Below are 2,345 nucleotides of genomic sequence, written 5' to 3'. Positions count from 1 at the left end.
AGACAACCAGGACTTTTTACAAGTCCCCACTTCAAAACGTGTTAGCGTTTAAGTAGTAGGTAGTTGACAGGGGCCGTGTTCTTATCTAGATACAATACTTTCTGGTAATTCTACATACTGCTTTAGAACCTCACGAATTTCATCTTGTAATTCCTGCGTTGGAACATCCATTGGTAAACGTAATACAGGTTTAATTTTCCCCATCATTCCTAACGCTGCTTTTAAAGGAGCTGGGTTTGTATCTTTAAATAAAACATCATTGAGCGGCATTAACTCATAATGAAGGTTTAATGCACGCTTTACGTCACCTTCATTCCAAGCATCATATATTTCTGCAACTTGTTTCGGTGCAACGTTAGCGGTAGCGCTAATATGTCCCGCACCACCAATTGCTAGCATTGGATAACATAACAATTCAATACCGGAGAATAAAAGAAAATCTCTTCCGCAGTTTAAAAGAACGCGATTAATGTGCTCAAAGTCTTTATTCGATTCTTTCACTCCAATAATGTTTGGACAATCTTTATTCAATTTAGCGATTGTCTCGACTTGTAGATTTACAGCTGTTCTTCCTGGAATGTTATAAATAATAATTGGAATATCAACAGAATCCGCGACAATTTTAAAATGTTTATATAACGCATGCTGTGATGGTTTATTATAATAAGGCACAATAACAAGCGCTGCATCTGCACCAATTTCTTGTGCCTTTTTCGTTAAATACAATGTCTCTTCATGATTTGTAGAACCTGTCCCTGGTACAAAAGGAACTCGTCCACGAATCACCTTTGCCGCTACCTCCATTACTTGTACACGTTCTTCAATCTTTAATGAACTTGGTTCTCCCGTTGTACCTGTAACCGAAATACCATGACTTCCACTTTCTATATGCCAATTAATTAGATTTTCTAGCGTTTCAAAATCAATCGAACCGCTCTCATCAAATGGCGTAATAATTGGAGCGATAGAACCTCTCAATTTTTTCTTTGCTTCTGCGAATTTAGCCATCTTAAAGTCTCCCCTTTTTCATTTGTACTTCTGCACGCATTTAACAGAAGTCTTTTTTGCAAAAGTCAAACTTATCTGAAAATTAATTACAGTGTTACTGTATCATGTGATATCATAGATGAAAAATACTAAAAAAGTTGGCATTCAATACGAAAAAAATATACTTAGCTACGGGAGGTAGGTAGTGTGGATATTAGACAACTTCGCTATTTCTTCACAATTGCACAAGAAGGTCAAATTACACGGGCAGCAAAAAAGCTTCATATGGCACAGCCCCCATTAAGTCAACAATTGAAATTACTAGAACAAGAACTTGGCGTTCAATTGTTAGAAAGAAACGGGAGACAATTAGAACTCACAGAAGCCGGAAGTGTTTTATTTAAAAAAGCACAAGAACTTTTAAATCAATTTGATGAAGCAATTATAGAAGTAAAAGAGGTAGGAAATGGGTTAAAAGGAACCTTATCAATCGGCTCCGTGAAATCATCGTTCTCTCATTTACCAGAAAGACTCCGCTTATTTCGTGAAAAATATCCACTCGTTACCTTTCGTCTACATGAGGGAGATTCATTTCGTCTTGCACAATCTATAAAGAACCGGGAGATTGAACTTGCCATTGTACGACTTCCGTTAGAGATGGAGGACTTTTCTTCCCTTCCGTTACCTACAGATAAATTCGTTGCCGTCCTACCTAATGAAAGCGCAGATAATCGGACAATGATCCCAATGAAAGAACTCGCCAATGCCCCGCTTATGTTACTGCAGCGTATAAAAGGGCTCGGTCTTTATGAGCAAGTCATTGACGGCTTTAAAAAACACGGATTAAAACCAAATATTATTTGCGATTGTCCAGATGCAGCTATGCTGCTATCATTAGTTAGATCCGGTGTTGGATTTACACTACTCCCAAAATCAACTCTCATCGCACTCCCTTTAAATGGTATAAAAATCGTTGACATAGAAGACTCTACCATTACATCCGACTCCGCCGTTATATGGCTAAAAAATCGCTCCCTTTCAAAAGTCGCTATGCATTTCCTTGAAACATTTCGCAGTGAATCTCTTACATAGAAAAGATACAATTTATATAAGGCTATTTTTATTTTTCGACATCTAAATCCCTGCTATACAGAATAAAAAGTAACCTACACTTGTTTACTCTTTCTGTTTTTACTTCGCATGGGGCAGAAACAGGCACTGACCGCTTCTATGCATGGCTAGATGCTCTCTCCCACCTAAAAAGAGGGGTTTATGTCGTTTTTTTAATTGATGTATATATAGAAAAAATGGGAGTTTCCCATCAGATACTCCCACACTGCTTCAATTCTTAATCTTAT

The 2,345-nt window shown here is 37.5% G+C and carries 2 protein-coding genes; one reads left to right on the top strand and one right to left on the bottom strand.

Annotation, left to right across the window (positions count from 1 at the left end):
- Window positions 1-81: 81 nt before the first annotated feature.
- Window positions 82-1,008 (bottom strand): 2,4-dihydroxyhept-2-ene-1,7-dioic acid aldolase, encoded by a 927-nt coding sequence (hpaI, locus tag V7183_RS21020; protein ID WP_335360714.1) that lies wholly within the window; start codon window positions 1,006-1,008, stop codon window positions 82-84.
- Window positions 1,009-1,194: 186 nt separating this feature from the next.
- Here hpaI and V7183_RS21015 point away from each other — a divergent pair, with 186 nt between their 5' ends.
- Window positions 1,195-2,079 (top strand): LysR family transcriptional regulator, encoded by an 885-nt coding sequence (locus tag V7183_RS21015; protein WP_097895990.1) that lies wholly within the window; start codon window positions 1,195-1,197, stop codon window positions 2,077-2,079.
- Window positions 2,080-2,345 lie beyond the last annotated feature (266 nt).

It is taken from the genome of Bacillus sp. JJ1127, from assembly GCF_036965845.1.
GTDB lineage: Bacteria > Bacillota > Bacilli > Bacillales > Bacillaceae_G > Bacillus_A.
The sequence above is the reverse complement of the archived record's forward strand: the minus strand, read 5'-3'. Positions and strand labels throughout refer to the sequence as shown.